Origin of the sequence: Colwellia sp. BRX9-1, from assembly GCF_014077195.1 — a bacterium.
Taxonomy (GTDB): Bacteria; Pseudomonadota; Gammaproteobacteria; order Enterobacterales; family Alteromonadaceae; genus Colwellia_A.
In genome coordinates this window covers 88,809-112,116 of the sequence record NZ_JACGVM010000011.1, presented here as the reverse complement: position 1 = coordinate 112,116, position 23,308 = coordinate 88,809, and the positions used below count along the sequence as shown (strand labels likewise).

Annotated in this window: 14 protein-coding genes and 1 pseudogene; 9 read left to right on the top strand and 6 right to left on the bottom strand. The window is 35.1% G+C overall.

Going from position 1 to position 23,308, the window contains the following annotated elements; all coding sequences use genetic code 11:
• Nucleotides 1-28 precede the first annotated feature (28 nt).
• The 3 genes from H4J76_RS11735 to H4J76_RS11725 all read right to left on the bottom strand — a co-directional run bounded on the left by H4J76_RS11735 (nt 29) and on the right by H4J76_RS11725 (nt 2,864).
• The gene (locus tag H4J76_RS11735; protein ID WP_182230667.1) at nt 29-1,825 is read right to left on the bottom strand and encodes a diguanylate cyclase domain-containing protein; all 1,797 of its coding nucleotides are present in this window, start codon (nt 1,823-1,825) and stop codon (nt 29-31) included.
• Between the two features lie 213 nt (nt 1,826-2,038).
• Nucleotides 2,039-2,560 (bottom strand): gamma carbonic anhydrase family protein, encoded by a 522-nt coding sequence (locus tag H4J76_RS11730; RefSeq protein ID WP_182230666.1) that lies wholly within the window; start codon nt 2,558-2,560, stop codon nt 2,039-2,041.
• 118 nt (nt 2,561-2,678) lie between these two features.
• Nucleotides 2,679-2,864, bottom strand: a complete 186-nt coding sequence (locus H4J76_RS11725) for a hypothetical protein (protein WP_182230665.1) — start codon at nt 2,862-2,864, stop codon at nt 2,679-2,681.
• Between the two features lie 234 nt (nt 2,865-3,098).
• Between H4J76_RS11725 and H4J76_RS11720 the strand changes: the two genes are divergently transcribed.
• Both H4J76_RS11720 and rimO read left to right on the top strand, forming a co-directional pair.
• The gene (locus H4J76_RS11720; protein WP_182230664.1) at nt 3,099-4,787 is read left to right on the top strand and encodes a M1 family metallopeptidase; all 1,689 of its coding nucleotides are present in this window, start codon (nt 3,099-3,101) and stop codon (nt 4,785-4,787) included.
• Between the two features lie 471 nt (nt 4,788-5,258).
• Nucleotides 5,259-6,713, top strand: a complete 1,455-nt coding sequence (rimO, locus tag H4J76_RS11715) for a 30S ribosomal protein S12 methylthiotransferase RimO (protein ID WP_070376401.1) — start codon at nt 5,259-5,261, stop codon at nt 6,711-6,713.
• Between the two features lie 121 nt (nt 6,714-6,834).
• Here the strand turns inward: rimO and H4J76_RS19735 are convergent.
• The 3 genes and pseudogenes from H4J76_RS19735 to H4J76_RS11700 form a co-directional block, all read right to left on the bottom strand.
• Nucleotides 6,835-6,931 (bottom strand): annotated as a pseudogene (locus H4J76_RS19735) (HU family DNA-binding protein); the annotation flags it as partial.
• Between the two features lie 71 nt (nt 6,932-7,002).
• On the bottom strand, nt 7,003-7,278 hold the full coding sequence (locus H4J76_RS11705) for a hypothetical protein (RefSeq protein ID WP_182216550.1): 276 nt from the start codon (nt 7,276-7,278) through the stop codon (nt 7,003-7,005).
• Nucleotides 7,279-7,319: 41 nt separating this feature from the next.
• On the bottom strand, nt 7,320-7,994 hold the full coding sequence (locus tag H4J76_RS11700; protein WP_182230663.1) for a PEP-CTERM sorting domain-containing protein: 675 nt from the start codon (nt 7,992-7,994) through the stop codon (nt 7,320-7,322).
• 283 nt (nt 7,995-8,277) lie between these two features.
• On the opposite strand from H4J76_RS11700, the gene H4J76_RS11695 reads away from it, so the two are divergent.
• The 7 genes from H4J76_RS11695 to H4J76_RS11665 all read left to right on the top strand — a co-directional run bounded on the left by H4J76_RS11695 (nt 8,278) and on the right by H4J76_RS11665 (nt 23,294).
• The gene (locus H4J76_RS11695; RefSeq protein ID WP_182230662.1) at nt 8,278-8,889 is read left to right on the top strand and encodes an ECF-type sigma factor; all 612 of its coding nucleotides are present in this window, start codon (nt 8,278-8,280) and stop codon (nt 8,887-8,889) included.
• Nucleotides 8,890-8,895: 6 nt separating this feature from the next.
• Nucleotides 8,896-9,579 carry a protein kinase domain-containing protein gene (locus tag H4J76_RS11690; protein ID WP_182230661.1) on the top strand — a complete coding sequence of 228 codons (684 nt, stop codon included), beginning with the start codon at nt 8,896-8,898 and terminating at the stop codon, nt 9,577-9,579.
• 32 nt (nt 9,580-9,611) lie between these two features.
• A complete protein-coding gene (locus H4J76_RS11685; protein ID WP_182230660.1) occupies nt 9,612-13,517 on the top strand; it encodes an AAA family ATPase in 3,906 nt (1,301 codons plus the stop codon).
• Between the two features lie 52 nt (nt 13,518-13,569).
• A complete protein-coding gene (locus tag H4J76_RS11680; protein WP_182230659.1) occupies nt 13,570-16,266 on the top strand; it encodes a toll/interleukin-1 receptor domain-containing protein in 2,697 nt (898 codons plus the stop codon).
• A gap of 44 nt (nt 16,267-16,310) precedes the next feature.
• Nucleotides 16,311-18,227 (top strand): NAD-binding protein, encoded by a 1,917-nt coding sequence (locus H4J76_RS11675; protein ID WP_182230658.1) that lies wholly within the window; start codon nt 16,311-16,313, stop codon nt 18,225-18,227.
• 664 nt (nt 18,228-18,891) lie between these two features.
• Complete coding sequence (locus H4J76_RS11670; protein WP_259377141.1) at nt 18,892-19,239, top strand: YqhA family protein; 348 nt, start codon at nt 18,892-18,894, stop codon at nt 19,237-19,239.
• A 200-nt stretch (nt 19,240-19,439) separates the two neighbouring features.
• A complete protein-coding gene (locus tag H4J76_RS11665) occupies nt 19,440-23,294 on the top strand; it encodes an AAA family ATPase (protein ID WP_182230657.1) in 3,855 nt (1,284 codons plus the stop codon).
• Nucleotides 23,295-23,308 lie beyond the last annotated feature (14 nt).

The window sequence follows — 23,308 nt, the reverse complement described above, 5'->3', positions numbered from 1 at the left end:
TCGAGAAGTTAATAAACGCTAAGCTGCGTTAATCAGCATCTATTGGATTTAAACTAGGAAATAGCAGTACTTTATTACGGCCTTTGTCTTTAGCCGAGTAAAGTGCAATGTCGGCTTGTTTGTATAGTTCGTCGTAATTAGCGTTGTTCATATTACCAAACGTAACACCGATGCTTGCTGTGACTTTAGACTGAAAAGGGTGGGACATTTTTTCAATACTACTTCTGACTCTTTCTGCAAATAAGCAGGCAGACACTTCATTACTATTCATTAATAAAATAACAAACTCTTCTCCACCAATACGTGCAAATAAATCATCTTTTCGACAAAGTCTGTTAATTTTATCAGCAATCGCCACCAAGACTTCGTCACCAGCATCATGACCAAAGTTGTCGTTAATATCTTTAAAATAATCAACATCAAGCAGCAAAAAGGCCATTTGTATATCTCGCCCTCTAAAGGTATCAATTTGATGCTCTAAAAAACGACGGTTACCAATGCTTGTTAAATGGTCGGTTTCAGAGGCTTTTTTTAATGTTTTGTTTGTGGCTTCCAAACGAGAGATCACCTGTTTTCTTAGCATTAATACTAGGAATAGCACTAAACTAATCAGTGAAATAACAATAACAGCAAATAGGTACATTGAAGCGTGGCGAGACTCTCGTTCGCTGATCAGTAATTCATCTTGTAGTTTTATGTAATCTCGTTCCAAGAGTAGTTGACTCTCTAATTTTTGTAATAGACCCTTTTGTGTCAACGGTTGAACTTGATTTCTTCTGTTTATGTACTCTGTTTGAATAATCGCTGCTGCTTCAAAATTTTCTTGGCTTAATTCTAATTTGGCTAAATTTTCATAAAGCGCCATTTCACTTTCCACCGATATTTTATTTTTTACCTCAACAATGCCTTTATGGTATAAATCGATGGCGGCTTTTATTTGGTTTGTTTGGATATAAATATCAGCGAGGCCTAAGTATGCTGATGCGACAGCCGGTGGATAAATACTACCTTTCTCATCGTTAATAACAAACTTATATAGAGATTCAGCCGCCGTAAAGTTTTTTAAATATTTATAAACATCAGCTAAGTTGGCTGATGCTTCACTGAAGCTAAAGTCATTGATGTAATCTTTATTTCTTAGCACTTCTTCAAGTAATTCTTGTGCTTTAAGAGGGTTGTCGGATCTTAAGTAGGAGACACTTAATCCAACAGAAGCGTTCATCTGCATTGCAATATCATTGAGTTCAGTGTTGATTACGATTGACTTTTTAAAATATTTAACAGCATTAGTATAATCATTTTGAGAATTAAGTACATTCCCTAAGTTATTATAAACCATCGCTAAATCTTCTTTTTGATCGCTTAATTTAGCAAACTTTAATGCTTCTATATAATATTTTACTGCATTTTTGTGATCGATAATGAGCTCGTGAAATACTCCCATTGCTCTATTAGAGACTGAGATTAAATGCACGTTCTCACTCTTATTGGCACTATTTATCGCTTGAGTGAGATGTTTGAAAGCTTCAAGGTTTAAACCTTGGTACATCTGTGATTGTCCAAGCAAGCGCAATAGTTTAGCTTTATTGAAATCACTATCTTCAATACTAGTAAAGGCTAGGGCTTGTGTTGCATAAGCGCTTGTTTCTTTTGGAGCGATATAAAGGTAATAGCTTGCCAGCTCAATTAATGGCGCTAAGCGTGCTTTATCATCTAGAGGAAGTGCTGTTAATGTTGCTTTTAATGAATCAACATTTACCTCGTTTGCTAAACTTGGTGAGGTGATAATCAGTGACAGTATCAATGCTATTAACCATTTTATCACTTTAACTCCTAGCGCTGATGTTGTCCTTAGGTTACTTTCTCATATTTTAATCAATAGATAAAACAAAAAAAAGCTAAATAACGGCTGGAAACTCATTATTCATTATTAACTCAAACTCTTCTTTATAACAAAGCACTCAGTAACGACCTTAGTGTTAATTACTGCGGGCCATTTAATTTTCAACAAAGGCGGTTAAGTTAACCAGCATGATGCTTAACCTATTTGCTTTAATTCTTTCCTATATTGATGATTGCTTTGAACGTAATGTGCTGCGCCTGCTGCAATCATCTCTTGGGTTTTTTCGTCAAGTTGTTTAATTACTTTTGCGGGTGAGCCTAAGACTAAACTCCCGTCTGGTATAACCATATGCTCGGTCACTAAAGCATTAGCACCAATTAAGCAGTTTTTACCAATTTTAGCGCCATTTAATACCACCGCATTGATACCAATTAAGCTCCCTTCACCTATCGTACAACCATGAAGCATTACTTTATGACCAATAGTTACATTTTCAGCAATATTAATGGGGAAGCCTTCATCAACATGTAGAATAGAGCCATCTTGAATATTAGAATTTTTCGCTATCTTCACTTGTGCTAAATCGGCTCTGATCACAACATTAAACCAAATACTGACATTTTCGCTTAAGTCTACATTTCCTATTACAGTGGCGTTTGGTGCTATAAAACAGCTTTTTGAAATACGAGGAGAAAGTTCACCTAATTGATAGATCATATCTTGATACCTTAATATTAATGTATTGATTTAATATAACTAATTAGAGATTAACAATCATTAACTTTGTCGCCTAATAATCTGTGGATTGTTGTTGGTATCTCATTAATTAACTAACTCAAAGGGATATATTCCACACTTTCTTTTTAGTCTTAGGCAAAGGCGCAGGATAGGTTTCGTTTAAGTATTTAACAATATTCTGACTGCCCATGCCTTTATCAACAACTAAAGGGATAACTTCTTTAGTTGTTGATAAAGTAAATAGGGTGGGGCTTAGCACTGTCGTATAAGCAATACGATCCACAAGTATCTTAAAAAATGGCGATTTTTTAGGTAGGAAATGCCCAAACGTAATTATATTGTGTAAGCTCTTCAGATTATTAACATTTTTATTTAATGTACACTAGGATTTTTATTGTTAGTCATGCCATTCATAGTGTTGAAGATGTCGTTAATCGCAATTAGCTTTTATCACCAATGTTAAAGGGATAACTTGAAGCTAAGGTTTTTATTTACATTACTTTTTGAGGTTTAGCATATGAAGTTTTCATTAGCGTGCTTTTGGGTTGTTGCGTTAGCAGTTTGTGTTAAAGCAAATTCAGTAGAGCGCAGTGAATATACAATGGCCAGTGACGGTCCTTTGCCTATATCTCAGCAGGGTTTAACACTTGACCATGCCGATTTATACTTTCGTATTTTTCCTAAACAAAAAACTATTTCAGGCAAAGGCGTTTTAACCCTTAACAGTCAGCGTGCAATGGGGCAGGTAGGCATAAATCTCGATAATTTTTTTACTATAGAACAAGTGCTGGTAAACGATGTGTTGATAGACAAAGCACAATACAGCAACCTTGAAGGGCTCCTGGTGATAAATCTTACAACCCCGCTAAAGGGCCAGTTTATCGTCGAAGTACAATATTCTGGTACGCCGCGCGAAGCGGTAAGAGCCCCTTGGGATGGAGGCTTTGTGTGGTCTAAAACATCGACAGGGAAAGATTGGATAGCTACGGCTGTGCAAGGTGAGGGTTGTGATTTGTTTTGGCCTTGTATCGACAACCCTGTTGGTGAGCCTAAAACAACCACAATGCATATTACTGTGCCTAAAGATTTGGTTGCTGCCGCTAACGGAAAGTTAATTTCGGTAACAGAAAATGATACGACTAAAACGTATCATTGGCATAGTTTATCGCAACTAAACACTTATGGTGTTGCCATTAATATTGCACCTTATGACGTCATTAAAACCACATTTGATAGCCAGTACGGCAATAGTATCCCTGTTGAGTTTTACCATTTACCCGAAAACAAAATGAAAGCGCAGCGTTTGACACAAGAGCTTATTGATATAACAACATTCTTTGAGAGAAAGATCGGGCCATATCCTTTTGCTCAAGACAAAATTGGGATAGCAGAAACCCCACATTTAGGGATGGAGCATCAAACCATTAATGCCTATGGTAACAAGTACCAAGCCGACAAATATGGGTTTGATTGGTTGCTTTTCCATGAGTTTGCCCATGAATGGTTTGCTAATCAACTAACCAATAAAAATGCCGATGCTATGTGGCTACATGAAGGTTTTGGCGCCTATATGCATCCGCTATATGAACAGTATCTCCATGGCGAAGTTGCTTATATGGCTCACATGTACGACATGCGTTTGAAAATACGAAATAAAGCTCCTATTGTGAGTAAAAAATTGCAAACCGTAGAAGGGGTTTATCAAGAGGAAAAAGGCGGGCCAGGTGCCGATATATACGCTAAAGCGCCTTGGGTACTACATACATTACGTAACCTTATTGGTGATGAGGCTTTCTTTAGTGCAACAACTGAGCTCGTATATGGTGTTGCTGAGCCAAAACCAGGGCTGTTCAAGCCAGTACTGGCTGATACAGATGACTTTCTTAGTATTGTCAATCGTTTAACAGGTCAAAATTATCGCTGGTTTTTTGATGTGTATTTTTATCAGGCTCAATTACCTAAAGTGATTGAAAAAAGAACTGAAAATAGTCTGACGTTGCAATGGAAAATACCACATGATTTATTTTTTCCATTACCGTTGGAAGTATCAGTTAATGGTAAGATCACGACATTAACCATGAATACACCACAAACGATTAAAGTGTCCGCCAATGATTTAGTGATTATTGATCCTATGAGTAAAGTATTAATAGAAAAGCCTCATATTGCGAAATATCAAGATTTTTTGAAAACAAAAGAAAAGTAGCTTTTAGACTCGCACATACCACACTAATAAAGTGCAAGGAAGCACTGCTATTACTTTAGCCATTCTTTTTTTCTTAACGCCATCATAAAATGAGCGGACTCTGAAATGGTTAAAGTTGCCAATTAGTGTGGTTAAAAATTAGGCCAATAAGATTAGGTCGATAAATGTAAATATTGTTAAATGAGAATGGAATTAGGTTGCATATTTGTTAAATACTTAAAGATGATGGAAGCGCTTTTAGAAAGAGAGAAAAGTATAGTTTCTCTTATTCAGTTTGTTCGGAGTTTATAGCCAGGTAGCATCAAATCCATTACCATCGAACAAAACATTCCTGTATAATCCTTCCCATTAAGCAACTGCCTAAGCAAACACACTAAAGTTAGCTATAAAGACAGTTAAACCAACATTTATGACGCTGCTCTTCATTAGTAAAAGCACCAGTTACACAATAAGAGTAAGTTGAGACACTATATGACCGTAGAACAATTCGATCCACAAGCAACTAAAAAAAGCAGTAATTCAGCCGAGAGCCAGACAACCACATTAGACATTCCGTCTAAGATGATTGAAGAGCAAAAGAATAGTCAACAGCCCTCTAAAGCGGCTAAAATCGGATTTGTTTCATTGGGTTGCCCAAAAAATCTTGTTGATAGCGAGCGCATCCTTACTCAGCTTCGCACTGAAGGTTACGATGTAACCAATAGCTACGATGATGCAGAATTAGTGATTGTAAATACCTGTGGTTTCATTGATTCAGCCGTTCAAGAGTCTTTAGATACAATTGGTGAAGCACTTGCTGCCAACGGTAAAGTATTGGTTACTGGCTGTTTAGGTGTTAAGAAAGACGAAATCATCGAATTACATCCTAATGTTTTAGGCGTTACAGGACCTCATGCTTACGATGAAGTGTTAACACAAGTACACAAACATGTAGCCAAGCCTGTTCATAACCCTTTTATTGATTTAGTGCCGCCACAAGGCGTTAAACTTACCCCTAAGCATTACGCGTATTTAAAAATATCAGAAGGGTGTAACCACCGTTGTACATTCTGTATTATTCCTTCAATGCGTGGCGACTTAGACTCTCGTCCTATTGGCGATGTGTTAGGTGAAGCCAAACGTTTAGTTGATGCTGGCGTTAAAGAATTATTAGTTATATCTCAAGATACTTCGGCTTACGGCGTTGATGTTAAACACAAAACTGATTTTTGGGATGGCATGCCGGTTAAGACTCATATGCAGCAGTTATGTGAAGAATTAGCCAAGCGAGGCGTTTGGATACGTCTCCATTATGTTTACCCGTACCCACATGTTGATAAAATAATTCCTCTTATGGCAGAAGGTAAAATACTGCCGTACTTAGACATTCCTTTTCAGCATGCTAATAAACGTATCTTAAAATTAATGAAGCGTCCTGGTAGCTCAGACCGAGTATTAGAGCGTATTGCTAAATGGCGTGAGATTTGCCCTGAATTAGTTATTCGTTCAACCTTTATTGTTGGCTTCCCGGGTGAAACAGAAGAAGAATTTGAAGAGTTATTAGAATTCTTAGAAGAAGCGCAATTAGACCGCGTCGGTTGTTTTAAATACTCACCTGTTGAAGGCGCTACCGCTAATGCTTTACCTGATCATAATTCAGACGAAGTAATGGAAGATCGTTTACAACGTTTTATGGCAGTACAAGCGAGAATAAGCGCGGAAAAACTACAAGCACGTATTGGCCAAGAATATTTAATTCTTGTTGATGAAGTAAGTGCCCTTGGTATTGTTGGGCGTTCTTATATGGATGCGCCAGAAGTTGATGGTAAAGTGTATTTGTCTGATGATTATGACGCTAAGCCAGGCGACCTAATGTGGGTACAAATTATCCATGCCGACGAACATGATGTTTGGGGCGTTAGAGTTGACGACGAAGCTGAAGATTAATTTTCTTCACAAAGCTTTTACTTTGCTTTAGTAAGCTTGATGTCATTTAACCTTAGTTATGTTTTATCGCATATAAAAAAGCCCAACTTTAATTAAGCTGGGCTTTTTTGTATTTGAAAAATTAAACGTTAACAGCGTCTTTCAATGCTTTACCTGCTTTAAATTTAGGTACTTTTTCCGTAGCAATTTGGATTTTACCACCTGTGAGGATTGCGACCCAATGATGATGGTTCAGGAGCGTAAGTTGTACGCAATTAACGCTCCTATTAATAGTGTATAAAGGGAACTATTACATAACAGATTCAGCTTTATCTAGAACCTTGTCATTGAACGTTTTAGCTCCCTTATACCCAAGAAACATTGATACTAACCATATGATGAAAGCTAAGGGGGAAGCAATAATGGTTATTGCAAATATAATAACAAGGATTAGGTTAACAACTCCCCACATTATGCTACCTGAATACATTTGAGCTGCTCCAGGAATAAAAAAACCTAAAGCTAATGCTACAATTGGATTTTTCATTTTGTTTTGTAATCTCGCTTGCTGAATTGTGTCGCTCATTTGATCTTTCCTTATGAATTTTTAAATGGTTGTTATAAAATTTATTTTAATAATTTACGAGAGGCTATTCCGAATATGCCTAAAGCGAAAATAGCTAAAGTGGGTGGCTCTGGAACAGATGTTACCGATGAGTTTTTTATTAATAACGTGCTGTATGAAGATGAGGTACTTGTTGCTTTGCTATCGTAATTTGTATAATCCATAATAAATGCATCATCATTAACAGCCAAGTCATAATAACTACCTGTCATTCTGTGCATTTCAATTCGGCTTAAGCCATCTGTGCCTGCGAATAGTCCAAATGAATATTGAAATTCGCTGTTTAAACCCGAGTTAAGTTCTCGGTTATATCCCATAATGTCGGTAAAATGATATAAAACTGAACCAACGCTACCCTCACCATCATTTACATATACGCTTCCAGGCAGGTGATTATTTGCATTCTCGTGTCGTGCTCCGAGTCCTAAAAACGCATTCGCCATCATGATGTATACATCATTTTTTGTAGCTAATCGCCATCCTTCATATTCATCACCCGAATCTAACTGAGAAGATACATATTCGTAGGTATCTTTATTATTAATACCAAAATCCATCCATTCGAAACCTGTGGTTTCATCAATAAAACTACCGTTTGTGGTATCTGTAATCAATCCAGCAGATGCTGTAAATGAAAATGCTAAAAAACCAATAACACCTACAATTTTCTTAAACATATATTTCTCCTTTATTTTATATAGCGTTTTGGTGAGGTACCACCAAAGCTCATTCCTGTAACTTTAAAATCAGTTATTTATTATTGTTTTGGTTTGTATTAAAAAATGCAGCCATAGCGCGTTAAATAGTTGTTTTTAGAACTAGGTATAGAATATAGATAAGATGAAATTGAGGTAGGTACGTGTTTTTTTATTAAAAATGCAATACAACAAAATAAAAACAAATTTTAATAATATATTGAATATTATAGTTTTTTACTTGATTATGTATTGATAGGTTTATATGGAAATTACTCTAAATTATTTAAGTAGATACATGATGTACACTATGGATGAAGAAGCACCAATCACAGCGTTAATTGTTGAATGGAAAAAGGGCAGTAAGGCTTCATTCAATGAACTGTTTAAACACTGTTATCAGCATTTTAAGCATGAAGTTAGAAAACAAAAACTTAAACAAGCCAATAATGTTAAGCCAGTAGATTTTTGTATTCAAACAACAACATCAATTGTTCACGACGCTTACCTAAAATTATCTCCTCATAGAGAACAAGCAGTCTGTAATCGTAAAGATTTATATGTATTAATTACTCAAGTCGTTAAATCTATTCTTTACGATCAGTACCGAAAAGCCACTTCACAAAAAAGAAATCCAAGTAACAACCTCATTCCTGAAAGTTTTGAGAGCGAATCTTCAGAATTACTGGCAAAATTACTCTTGGCAGATAAGTCATTAAAGCAAGAGAAATCACGTTGTACTGAAGTTTTGAACTTAAACGTTTTTGCCGGATTACCAGCAGAAAAAATAGCAACTTTATTGAGTATCTCTGTTCGTACTGTTCATAATGATTTGAACTTTGCGAAAGCCTGGTATCTAGATGAATTGAGCGCTTAGGTTATTATGAACGATTTATATGAATTATTTCAAAAGCTTGCCATTATTGATAAACCTTTACAGTCAACCTGGTTTAGTCAACTCGAAACCGAATTTCCTAAAAAAGCAAAAAAGTTAGCACAATTATTAAAGCACCATGGAGTATCAACAGACGTGCTGATTGAAAAAATATTTTCTCCTTTAACCACTGTAGACAAACCCGAGCTGAGATTAGGGAGGACAATTGATAATAAATACAAAATCGTTGAACTACTAGGTCAAGGTGGTATGAGTGATGTGTATAAAGCAATTAGGTGTGATGGCTTAATTGAACATACTGTTGCGGTTAAATATTTTTCGCTTGCCGACACCTTTGATACAGCCTTACAGATGATAAAAAAAGAAGCGCAAATTCTGGCTCAATTAGACCATCATTACATCGCTAGTTTCATAGATATTGGTCATGACGATAACGATGAACCTAATATCATGATGGAATATGTACAAGGTCAAACGCTTTTCACATTTTTAAAAACAGTATCTGATGAGACGGTTTTATCTCAGGTTTATGCCACATTAGACGAGGCGAAGGGCTACGTAGAAAAACAGGGTGTTACTCATGGCGATATGAGTTTGAACAATGTATTGGTCGATAAGAATGGTAATGCCAATATAATTGATTTTGATATAGCTCAGTATAAAACTAAGTAATTTATTCTAATAATTAATAGGTAGGTACCAATATGATTAGTGAAATGTTAGTTAGAACATTTTTTGATAATAATTCCCTTGAATGTTCAACTTCCGCTTTAGATTACGGTATTGCCGGCCAAAAAGACGTGTTTTTGCCTGTGGTTTTGGCTTATATAAAGTTTGCATTAAAAGACACCTCGTTTGAAAATTCTTGCTTAGCCTGCACATTATTGAAAACAACAGAATCATTGACCTACTTAAAAGTAGATAAATTCGAACTGTTCGATGAAAGACTTGCTCATCATGTACTTAAGTTATTGGGTGGCTACCAATCTCTTCAGTGGTTTGAAAATCAATTGGATGGAGATATTGATATAACACTTGTTGTTGAATATTTTCGAGAACACTTAAAAATAGTACCTGAAGGTGAAGAGTTAATTGACGCGACTTACTTAGATGAACTTTTTTCTGTGGTTCTATCAAAGAAACTTGATAAAGATCGATTAATTAAGGATTTAGAACAATTTATTGCCAATCGAACTGCTGAACTTAAGGAATATGAACACAATATTGATGCACCTTCTCCGGTGATAGAACACACGATAAACGAGCAGCAGATAGCGTTTACACTTAAGAACAATTATCTATATTTAGATCGTAAGCTTAAAAATTTTTTCAATGAAATAACATATATTGCTTGTGCCAAATATTTGTCTTCATCACCAGAAGCTAACATACAAGAAATTAATACCAATAACTTACCTATAATAGACATTGAAATATTGTTATCAGCCATCATTGGCACGCCTGAATTACTGAAGGTACTTGCTGACGAGTTTGGTTGCCAGCCTTCGCAAATTGTTATGTCATCTATCATTTATAAAAACCGTGAATTACTTAAAGATTCAGTAGGTGCACGTACCCTGCAAGATAGTGCAAATAATACTAAAAGTTGGTATCAGTTAGCAGAAAAGTACACAACTAAAATTAATATAAAAACCGACATTAAAAGCTGTTTAAGCTTAGCTTTTAATGAAAAAATATTGAACCTATCCACATTTATTAAAGCTTTATTAGAGCTAAAAAATGAGTGTGTAGAGAACTTATCACGCTCAAATAAGTTAGTTAATCACACAATAAAATCAATGCTTGTTCAACGAAACTTAACAGAGTACCTAAACACTAAGATTACAGGTCAACAACAAGCGATAGAACATTTAACTAACGGCTATTTAACCTCATGTATAAGCAAAGCAAATGGCCCTCGCTTAATTTATACATTTGCAGGGCCATCGGGTGTAGGTAAAACTTATTTAGCAAATGTTTTCAGTGATTACTTAAATGAATGTGAGCATTCTGGCTATGCTATTAGCACATTCAATATGGAACAGTTTAATAATGAAAAAAATAGTGCAAGATTATTTGGCTCTGGCTCTGAATATACAGATGCAGGAATTGGCATATTAACAGGAACGGTAAAAGCACAGCCAAGGCATATATTAATATTCGATGAAATAGAAAAAGCGCATTCAAATGTTATTCAATCGCTTCTAACTCTATTAGATAGTGGCGTTACCATTGACCAAACGCTTTCTGTCCCCGTTGATTTTACACAATGTATTGTTATTTTTACCACTAACCTTGGCCAAGAAGTCTTAGCTAATAATGCACAAAATCGTCAGGTAAATATATTTGATGTACTAAGAAATGCTGAAAATCCGACGACAAAAACTAAACTGTCAATTGAATTTATTAACAGATTATCAAAAGGTTATCCAATTTCATTTTCCCCTTTGAAAGCAAACCATTTGATCTCGCTTGCTGAAAAGGCATTGAATAGTAAAAGTGATAATACCGCAGGTGTTCAATTTAGTTGGCCAAAAAGTTTTTCTTCGTTTTTGTTAAAGCGCTTATCCCCAGAAATAACCGTAAGGCAATTAACAACGTGTGTAGCTAAACTTAAATCAGAAATTTTGACCAAGTCAGCTGCAAGTCTAGGTGAGCATACAACTGCACTAAAATATAATATCAATGTTGAAGACAAAGGGGTGCCGCTAATAGCCCAAAGTATATTACTTTTTGATAATGACAATCGACTGCAAAGTGAATTGTCAATCTCACATGCAGACAAGAATATACATGTAATGAATAATTCTGACAAAATTTCTCAAATGTTAAAACTTCATCGACCTGACGTTTTTTTAATTGATATTGAATCAGTTGACCATGCTGTTGAGTCGTTAAATGACATCATTAATAAAATTCATGCTATTAACTCTATTATTCCCTTGTTTTCATATCGAATAATCGGAGGTAGTAATGTTGACTCAGTACCTCGAGACCAAAACATAAGAGAACACTTTGAACTAGAACTAAGTCATTTAGATACTACTTTTTATGAAATGTTAGAAAGAATTAACTATTATTTAACCACTGAAAAATCATTGTCTAGTATGTTAGGTAGAAACGAAAAACTAAACTACCAATGTCAAATAACAAATCAGCAGCTAGAAAACGATAAACAAGATCAAGAGGGTAAAATACAAAACTTAAGTGTTTTATTTCATCAATTGTCAGTTAATCAGGTTATTGAATCTAAAGATATGCAAGAAACTAGCTTCTTTAATCAAAGTTTACCTACAGAAAAGCTTGATGATGTTATTGGTTTGCAGCGAGCTAAAAAACGACTATTAGATGTGATTGAATGGATGAAATTTCCTGATAAATTACAAAATTTCGACGTGAAAATACCAACAGGATTTTTATTTGCAGGTCCGCCGGGCACAGGTAAAACCTTTTTAGCAAAGGCCGTTGCTGGCGAATGTGGCTTACCTTTTTTCAGTGTTCCTGCGTCGGAACTTTCGTCGACAATAGTTGGAGGTTCATCTGAAAAAATAATAGCGTTATTTTCAGTTGCTCGAAAATATGCACCATCAATAGTTTTTATTGATGAGATTGACGCAATAGCTTCACAAAGATCAGAAGACAGTCACGGTAACTCACGAGAACGTAATGCAATAGTTAATACACTGCTGACTGAAATGGATGGTTTTTCTTCATCAGAAGAGCCCGTATTTGTAATGGCGGCTACAAATTATCCGCAATTATTAGACAAAGCCATTTTGCGACCAGGGCGCTTTGACGAAACGATTTTTTGTGATTTACCCAACAGTGAAGCGCGCACCATATTTTTTGAAAAATTCGCCCAAAAACAAAACCTGCAATGGCAACAATCAGACTTAACCGCGCTTGTATCATCTTCGCAAGGTATGTCGTCGGCTGAAATAGACCAAGTATTGCGAGAAGCCATATATCAAGCCGTAGGTACCGAGCAACCGTTAACCATTGAACATATTAAGCAAACCATAGTAAGAGTTGTATATGGCTCTCCGTCTGAAAGTATTAAATTAGGTAAAGAAGAAAAACGCCGAACAGCTTTTCACGAAGCCGCACACTTACTTGCTTATAAATTACTATTTCCGAATCAAGTTATTGATTTTGCAACCATAGAACCAAGAAACCAATCATTAGGTTTTGTAGCAACCCGCGCTTCTGAAGAATACGAAAGCTATTCGAAAATAAGAGTGATGAATAAATTGCAAGTCTTACTTGCTGGCCGTGTCGCAGAAAAGCTTTGCACTAATAATGCTGATGACATTAGCACGGGCGCATCAAACGATATTGAAAAAGCGACACAACTTGCCATGCATGCTATTTACGATGGCGGTATAGAAGAAAGTGTAGGCCCTGTAAATGTGGGCATATTAACAAAATATGAAGAAAGTGAGTTGCTAGCAAATGCACAAAAAGCCGTTCAGCAATGGTTAATTACAGCAGAGCAAAATGTAGAACAATTATTAAATGATAATTACCACCAACTAGAGTTAGTTGCTAATACTTTATTAGAGAAAGAATCGCTGTTGAGTGACGAAATTAATACACTATTTATTCAGTAGCGTTACAGTATGTTATTTTAAATAAATACGATAAATGGAATGAAGTTTTACTATGTATGATTGTTTTATAAGTTATAAGGTAGAGGCCGATGATAATGTCGCCTTTCAGTTGTCTAGTTTGTTACAAGATAATGATTTTAAAGTCTTTGTTGATAAAAAATCATTACTGCCCGGACAAAATTGGGCCGATGAATTACAACACTCGGTTACTCAATCCAATTATGTTTTTGCAATTTTTACTCAAGATTACATTGCTAGAGTGGTTGAAGGTAATTGTAATGGAGATAATTTTATTATTGAAGAGCTAAACTGGGCACTTAAAGATAATAAACTTATTCCTATTGGTATAGGCGTAACAGTAGAAGAAATAGCAACGTGTTTTGACTTAGTGCCTTCCTTGAAACCCATACAATTTCAAATGTTTCCTACAGACTTATCAGAGCAATGCTTTCATATAATATTAAATAAACTGTATAAACGTATTTATTTAAAAGACTCAAAAGCAAAAAGTATTATACCCGTATCGCACCCTGTTAACGTGTCTGGTACTGCATTGTCGAGCGAAGATGCATATTTGAAATTAGAAATGCCTTGGGATAAATGTGATGCAATTGAATACAGAAAAACATTAGAAAACAAAGTCAATAAATCGTCTCTTGATTACGTGATACTTGCCAAATTTCATTTACTTGGTCGGTTTGATATCAAAATATCACCTGATATTGCTTATCAAAACCTTCAAAATGCAGTGAGAAAAGACTGTAAAGAAGCCTATTATGAATTTGGTCTTTTACACGAATCTAAGGATACTAAATACTGTAATAACGACATAAAAGCAACTGACTATTATACCAAGGCGCACAAGCTTGGCTATATGCCCGCTACATATAGGTTGGCGATGATGTTTGACGAAAAAACTGAAAATAACAATTGCCCCACGTCTTTTTTAAAAAAGAAATATGGCATTGCACATTCAAACCAGTTTACATCGATATTAATGGAAAAAGAAAACCAGTACCAACAGTTAAGCACGGTTGAAAAATACTTTTATACTAGAACACAACTATTCGTGAACGAGAATAAAAGTCATGCGATAAAACAGATGGAAGAACTGGCGTCTATTGGGTATTCTCATGCTGTTGATTTTTTGGGGAGCGAATATTTAGAAAAAGACGGCGATACTGGGCAAAACATTCAAAAAAGTTTAGATTATTTACATACTGGAGATGAATTGGGTTATTGCTATTCAAGATATTTTTTAGCATCTATACATTTGGAATCTACATACGCAGAATTAGACTTTGTTAAAAATGTAGAGTTCGGAATACAAAAACATCAGCAAAATATCGAATTAAACTACCATTATAGTTCATGTTCTTTGGTGTGGGCACTGCAAAATGTTGCTGCATTAAAGCATATTATGAGTACTGAAAAGTTGATTAGAATACTTGAATGTGGCGAAAATTTTGGGCATATTTACTGTGTAATTTTTTTGGCTGAATTATACATGGATACTAAAAATACTTCTTTAATCCCTCTAATTATAAGCGCATTAGATAAAGGCAATCTTGAACCACTTATTACATTATTTAGTAAGCCTCTTCTTTGTTTATGCGGGGAGCTTTTAGTTTTGAACGGTACAAGTGACCTTTGCTATAACAGTACTATTATCGCGAATAGGGCCCTTCGTTTTTATAATGAGTCATATTCTGCTGGTAACACCAATGGTGATAAAATATATACAGGCTTGTTATATTTAGCCGTGTCTTCTGGCGAGAATAATATAAGTTCTGTCATTAGTAGCCTTGACGGAAAAGACCATTACTATCGTGCAGCAGGAACACTGTTAAGATCTGGTTATGGTATCTTTGACTCCAAACTAGAGAAAGTCTTTTTTATTTTGAAAAAAGGGGCTGAAAATGGATGTGATAAGTGTAACGATTGGTTATTAATGATTTTTTTACGCTGGAAAAGTAAAGAGTACGAAGACATTGCCTGTGCTGAGGATTATGATAGTTTATTTTGGCGTAAATTTATACAAGCTAATAAAGCTAAAACCAGAGAAGAAGATTTTAAAATTTCCTATGTAAATATAGGTGGCTCCAATGACAGTGTTTATTTGTCTACAATAAAAGTAAGTAATACTCTTAGTTATATGGCTTTTACTAAAAGGTGTGAAATAAACCTTCTTACTCCATCTACTCCAACTTATCACTTATTACATAATTTTATAGATCTTAAAGTAGGACAATATAGTGAGGCCTACTATAATGTCCTTTGCATGAATAAAGAATATAAATCAACCTTTGATTTAAGTAATGCTTTCTATATTAAACTCGTCCAAGGAGTGAAAAATCGTAATGATTCTTCTGTGCAAAGGGCCTTATGGGCACATACTATCTATCTGTTAAAAGCAGTAAAAGCAAACCCAAGCGAGAAAATGATAGCAAAAAATGAAGGCCACATAAGTTGGTGTATTGTAACTCTTACTCACGATTTCAGTGATGATTGTCTAGATGATCCTCCAAGTCTCAGAGATTTTTTCTCTAATTTTGAAAAACTATATAATATATTTATTACTGATGGGCTTTATAGAGCCTTTAGTAAACATTTTGAACTCAAAAAAAAGATATGCTATATAAAAAAATTGCTAGATTTGAGAGTAAGAAAATGTATTGAAAAAGGTTCTTCATCACTTACCAAAGAAGAAATACGGCATGAACTTCTCGAATCAGATTTTGGTAGGTAATTCCCTAAAAAATGCTCGAATCATATCCTTAATGATTTTTTAAAATGGAAATTAAAATGGCGAATAACACCAAGAAATCCCCAAGTTTTGTTTATTACTTATTAGAAAAAAAAGCGATTACCGTTGCGACTGTTTGCATATCGATGTTTATATTACGTTTTGTGCTTGCGTACCCTGAGAAAAATTTGATCAGTGCACTGGGCAGTGCGATTGAGTTTGCTTCTATCGTGTCTGCATCTGTGATTGCGGTTTTAATCTATTTCAAAGATGCTGTTAATCAGCAGATAGTAAAGCGCATTTTAAAAACAGAACATATAACCGTCTTTGGTCTTGGAGAGTTTAATAGCGCACTTTTAAAAAATGAGATGGCATCGAATAATAGTCGTTATGTTATTTTTGAAAAAAACAAGCAAAATGACAAATTAGATCTCTTTCGAAAGTTCGGTATGGGGGTGGTTGAAGGTGATGTTTTTAATGAGAAGCAACTAGATATATTAAACTTTAAAGACATGGAGTGTGGTGTTATTTCTTTAGGAAACGATCGGTTAAATATTGAGTTAGCAACACTTATTATTGATCATTACCAAAAGACTTCAGCGCAAGATTCGTTAAAACTTGTTGTCCATATTATAAATCAGGATCTTAATGCACTTTTCCATCAGAAATTTCTAATTCCAGAGAGCAAGGATAAACAGCAGTTAGATATTCAAACTTTCTCTTTTTATGAGGAAGCGGCAGAAGCCTTTTTTGAAAATAACTGTGCCGAGGGGGAAGGTGATAAGATTCTAAATAGCGATGAAGACTATCATATGGTTGTTGCCGGAGACGGAGAATTAGCTTTTAATATTATTTACCAAACCGCTAAGTTAGCGCACCTTCCCAATGAGAATAAATTAACAATTCACTTAATTGATAAGAATGCTTCCTCATTTAAAAATCGTATTATTAAACGTTACCCAGGAATTTTAAATGTTATTGGCCTAGATGCTATTGATTTAGATAATGAGTGTCTAACTTATTTTGAGCAAGAAGAACTTTGGTTTAAAAACAACTTAACCCATGTAATTGTTTGTTATGATGATGAAGAACGTAATCTCAATATTGCTACCGATTTGTTTAATAAAACTTATTTAGCAAGTATTGGCAATGATACGTTAACAACACGTATTAGTTTCGGTAGCTTTAATAATTATAATATGAGCAAAATCATTGATAATGATAAAGATAGCTTTAAGCAGTTCTTTACTTTTGCTGATGTGAAAAGCATCTGTACACGAGAAAATGTACTTGATGAAGAGCATGAGTTAATAGCTAAGCTTATCCATAATGGATATGCAGAAAGATTTGAACCAATGGAACAATATAGTTTGGATGATCCCAGTGTTTTAAAAATGATCAATGGTAAGTGGCATGATGGTTTAAAGCTACATGACAAATTATCAAACAAATCTCAAAGCCTACATATAGATATGAAGTTAAAAGCGCTGGGTTTAAAGAAAGTGAAGTCGAAGAACACCGCAAGTGAGTTACTTCAATCAAACTTATCCCTCTTTAATGAGGTATTAAAAAAAGACAGAGAGTTACTTGGTTTAAGTGATGAGTTCATTCAGGACTATTCATTAGAACTACCTAAGATATGGGATGGAAATAGTGGGTCGATTCAGGTTAAATATTTTCCGAGTGAATATCATTGTATGTTAGAAAAATTAATACGTTCTGAACATAATCGTTGGAATGCGTTCCATTTTTTAAATGGCTGGAAATATAGTGAATATAAAAATAAGAGAACCAAATATCACGATTGTTTGATACCCCTTGCTGAATTTGTAAAACCGGAACATAAGTTAACCGTTATTTATGACCTTTATTCTATTTTATATTTACCTAATTATTTAGCTAATGGTGGATATGAAATAACAAAAAAAAGCATTAGCTTACCTCATGTGAAATTAGCTATTTAAATATATTTACAGTATCCAAGTTTTAGTTTTTGCTTATTGAATTACTCAATAAGCAAAAACTATATAGACAGTAACTAACTGTAAAACCCTAAAGTAAACCATCTGTAGATCTTAGGTAGCGGTTGATTTTACTCTTCTGTTTTAATGTTTATAGTCTGGTTATTACTAGTGATATTCGTTGCGGATTGCTTAACATAGTTATTTTCAGATGAAAGTATATATAATTGAGAGCTTATAATGATTGAAATAATTACATTATCTTTTTTTATCTTTCTTGTTTTAAATTTTATAGTCGGGATTTTTAAAGAATTACCTATTATATCTAAAAATTCAGAAGGAATTAGTTATACTATCTACACAATATACTTCATCTTTCTTTTTGGACTATTTGTGTATCACGCCTTTAAAGATGTCAATTTTTGATAATTTAAAACCTCGTTGTTATGCCACACTATAGTCTTAGCTGAACTTTGTTGATGGTTTCGCTAACTTTAATCATGGTTAATTTGAATCGGTCTTTTATTTCATATATGTAAATATTCTCCAAAGCTGTTAAGTGTAAGTTTAAAAGCACATCCCATGCTTAACATGAAATTGACATTTTAAAACATAAGCGGCACAATCATTCTATTGAAAAATAAAGTAATTTTAATAAGGATGTTAAATGGAAAAGCGTTTCGAGTCTTTGCTTTGGAGTAGCCGATTACTTCTACTTTTTGGTGTTCTTTGTTGTGTGATCACAGCGGCAACTTTAATATTATTGGGTTGTGTTGAGGTCTTTCATTTATTACATGGAATGTTCTCTTACCTAATTACTCATAGTTCAGATGTTTCTCGAGATAACCTAGTACTTATGGTGATCGAGATCCTTGATACCTTCTTACTTTCTTCTATCCTATTTATCTTTTCCTTTGGCTTGTATGAACTATTTATTAGCCCAATTGAAGACTCTAAACAGCATCAATCAAAGCCTTTCAAATTAGCAGTATTGACGAATTTAAAACAAAGCTAGGTAAAGTAATCGTGATGCTGTTAGTCATAAAAATAATTTAGTATCTTGTTGAAATTAAGCCTCAAAATATTGTTGAAATTTTATATATGGCCATCATAGTTCTGCTTGTTTCAGTTAGCCTTTGTCTTGAGCATGCAAAAAATAACGGCCTTGATTAAATGAGCCTTAGCTAAGTACTTCCTAAATTTAAGATAATCATAATGAATCAGAACAAATTACTTAACACTTTTTTTGAATATCGCACGGTACAATGCTCTGAAATGCCAATGGATGATTCTATGTTAGAGCAATCTGATGTGGTTTTACCTTTGGTTTTACTTTATATCCAGTTGGCAATCAAAAATACCAAGCTTGAAGATAAAGTACTTAAATGTAAATTGGTTAAACAAACAGAGTCACTGTGTTATTTTTCTGCTCAAAATATTGAGTTCATCGATGAATTTATTGCGCTAAATATTCTTGAGGAATTGGGTGGTTATAGTGCAATTTCAGCGATTGAAGGAAATGGAACCAGCCCTGTAGATATAGAATGTTTAGTCACGATGTTTCGTCAGTATTTGCAAGATGTTCCCGAAGGGCAAAACTTAAGCGATGATGATGACTTCTATCAGAAATTTTCAGAACGCTTTTCATTGAATTTAGATGTAGACTTCATTGAAGCGCAAATAGAGGTAACAGAAAGTTATTGGTATGAACAAGAGTCATCAATAAACGAAAAAAGAGAAGGTGAAACTCCCCGTCCACAAAAAGCGTTTGAACTGGAAAAACAGTATGTGCGCCTAAACTTATCTACCCAGTATTTTTTTGAAGAACTATCTGTTGTAGCCTGTGCTACATACCTTTCTAAAAAACCATCATTCGAAGTACAAAATATCAGGGCAGAAAAACTGCCTGAAATTGATTGTGATTTGGTGCTTTCTGTACTTATTGGAACCCCACATTTATTGACGGTATTGGCAAGCCAATTTCAGTGTCAACCAAGTCAAGTCACAATGCCTGAAGATGTTTATCAAACGAGGAAAGTATTAAAAGAACAGGTGGTTTCCCGTAGTTTCTCTGCAAACAATGACACAAGTAAAAACTGGTATCAAATGGCGAAAAGCCATGCAGTTAAACTTGTGCTAAATAACGATGTGCAATCTTGCTGTGATGAGGCGTTTAATGGTGATGAATTTACCCCTTCGTTATTTATTGAGGCATTACTAAAACTTGAACATCAGAGTATTATTAAACTCAAACAGTTAAACCAGTGTACTAGCCATATTGTTAAAGCTATCAAAATTGAAAAACAACTTAAGTATGATTTAAACAAGCAGGTTATTGGACAACGAGAAGCTATTGAGAGTTTAACTAAAGGCTATTTAACGTCCAATATAGGCGAAAGTGAAGGGCCAAGGCTGATCTTTACCTTCGCAGGCCCCTCTGGCGTAGGTAAAACTTATTTATCCTCTATTTTTTGTGATTTGTTAAATCAGTATGAAAAGTCGGGATATGTTTTCACTACTTTCAATATGGAGCAATATGCTGGCAAGCAAGATATGATGAAACTGTTCGGCAGCGGGCTGCAATACAATGACGCCAACCTCGGAGTATTAACAAGTGCCGTGCGAGCGCAGCCAAGGCAGATATTACTTTTTGATGAAATTGAAAAAGCCCATCCCAATGTCATTCAATCTTTATTGAGTGTTTTAGATAAAGGTGTGGCTCAAGACCAAACCAGTCAAGAATTTATTAGTTTTACTCAGTGCATTGTCATTTTTACTACTAATCTTGGCCAAGACATATTGGCCAAAAATAATCAAAAACACCCACTGAATATTTTTGACGTTTTACGTAATACTGAAAACCCAGCGACTAAAACTAAGCTCTCTGTTGAGTTCATTAATCGATTGGCGAAAGGCTATTCGATATTGTTTTCTTCTTTGCAAATTAACCACTTTGCCTACCTTGCAGAAAGAGAACTTAACAAGTCAACAATCTTTCAAAATATGCTTAATTTTTATTGGCCAGAGAATTTTCCTTCTTTTTTACTACAATCTTTAGCCCCTGAAATAACAGCAAGGCAATTAACCAACTGTTTGTCCAAATTAAAGGCTGAAATATTATCCAAGGCTAGTGATCTTATTGATGAAGATATGTCGTTAATATCTTGCAAGATTAAGGTAGAAGAAAATACGACTGCCGCGGAAGTGAAAAAACTATTGTTGTTTGATAATGATATGAGACTTCAATCGCAGCTCGAACAGTCTGAATTTATGCTTTCAGCGAGTCTTATCGACAATATTGAAAATATCAGAACAAAAATGGAAGAGCAAAGACCTGATGCTTTTTTGATTGATATTGAATCTGTTTCTAATATTCAGTTATCTCTAAGTGACGTCATCGATGAAGTTCATAATGTGAATATTAACGTACCAATATTTAGCTATCGTGTCGTAGATACAAAAGTCGCTAAGCCGTGCGAGCAAGCGTGCAACCATAATGTACGAGAGCACTTCGATTTAGATTTGGCAAATGTAGAGCAGTCGTTTCCTGCAATGCTTAAACGTATTAACTATTATCTGATCATGGAAAAAGCGGTATTACGAATGATTTCTCGTAATGAAAAGTTAAAGTACCAATGTTTGATCGAACGAAACAATAATGAACTTGAAGTTTCATTCCGTAATTTAGCGCGTCGGCAGATAGTGAACTCAAAGGACTTACAAGAAACAAGTTTATTCAACCATAGTTTACCTGATAATTCACTCGATGATGTCATCGGTCTTGAAAGAGCAAAACGTAGGCTTAGCGAAGTTATTGGCTGGTTAAAGTCACCTGAAAAGCTACAAAACTTTGGTGTAAAGGTGCCAACAGGCTTCTTATTTTCGGGTCCTCCGGGTACCGGCAAAACCTTACTTGCCAAGGCGGTTGCAGGTGAGTGTGATTTGCCGTTTTTCAGTGTGGCCGCTTCTGAACTTTCAGCGCCCCATAGCGGCGGTACAACTGAAAATATCAAACAGTTGTTCGCCACGGCAAGAAAATATGCACCATCAATCGTCTTTATTGATGAAATAGACGCCATTGCCACACAACGAACAAATAATTCAGATAGTAGCTCTCGTGATAAAAACTTAACGGTAAATGCGTTACTCACTGAAATGGATGGCTTTTCATCGGGAGAAGCGCCGGTGTTTGTTATGGCAGCCACTAACCACCCACAGTTACTTGATAAGGCGATCACCCGTCCTGGGCGTTTTGATGAAACCATTTATTGCGATCTTCCTAATAAAAAAGCCCGTCTGACGTTTTTCGAACGCTTTGCACAAAAACATAAGCTTAATTGGCAAGGCGCTGAGTTACAGCAGTTGGTTTCGTCTGCTCAAGGCATGTCTTCGGCTGAAATAGAGCAAGTGCTACGAGAAAGTATTTACCAAGCGGTTGGGGAAGAGAAACAACTTACCACTGAGCATATTAAACAAACCATGATCCGCATTGTTTACGGCGCTCCTTCTGACCATATTTTCTTAGGAGCAGAAGAAAAACGTCGTACAGCCTATCATGAAGCTGCACATTTATTAGCGTACAAATTACTCTTTCCTAAGCAGCCGATAGATTTTATTACCATAGAGCCAAGAAATCAGGCGTTGGGTTTTGTTGCTACACGCGCTTCTGAAGAATATGAAAGTTATTCAAAACGTAGGGTGATGCATAAATTGCAAGTATTGTTAGCGGGTAGGGTGGCTGAAAAACTTTGTACAGGAGACAGTGAAGAAGTCAGTACAGGGGCTTCAAACGATATAGAAAAAGCGACTCAGCTTGCCATGCATGCTATTTATGAAGGGGGCATTGAACCAACCGTTGGGCCAGTGAATGTTGCTATGTTAACCAAATTTGAAGAAAGTGAGTTGTTGTCAACGGCACAACAAGCGGTTAAAGAATGGCTAGAAAAGGCTGAAAAGCAGGTAGAAAAATTACTCACAGAGCATTATCAGCAGCTAACGTTAGTTGCTGAAACCTTGTTAGATAAAGAGTCATTGTTAGGTGACGAAATTGATCTTCTGTTTGATTCTTAACTAGGTTGAAAATT